We start from the raw sequence: 385 nt of genomic DNA on the forward strand, positions 1-385 counted from the left end.
AGAATTATCAGTTAAAAACTGAGCTAAATGAGACATTAAAGCTTTATGTAAAAGCCCAAAGCTTAAAAGACTACGCCCTTAAAAATGGAAATAAAGAAAATGATTTTTATACTAAGAATTTAAATGTGTTTGGAGAGTTGATACTAGCTAGTACAAGTGATTTAAACGAAACTACTTTGCCTCAAAGTCCAAGTGGCTTTATAAAGCTAAAAGTTGGCGATAAAGTGGTAAAAGTGCCGTATTATAAGGAGTAATTGATTTTAGGGGGATTAACCCCCTGTAAAACCTATGCAAGTGGCATTTTACCACTATTTAAAACTTATGCTAAAAAAATTACATTTTAAAAGGAAAGTTATGAAAAACTTTAAACTAAAATGTAAAACTT

Annotated in this window: 1 protein-coding gene; it reads left to right on the forward strand. The window is 29.6% G+C overall.

Translation table 11 applies throughout. The features are described from left to right. On the forward strand, positions 1–254 hold a 254-nt coding region (locus tag O6B72_RS09400), incomplete at its 5' end, for a hypothetical protein (protein ID WP_269492997.1). Between the last annotated feature and the right edge of the window lie 131 nt (positions 255–385).

Origin of the sequence: Campylobacter ureolyticus, assembly GCF_027277485.1 — a bacterium.
Lineage (GTDB): Bacteria > Campylobacterota > Campylobacteria > Campylobacterales > Campylobacteraceae > Campylobacter_B > Campylobacter_B ureolyticus_B.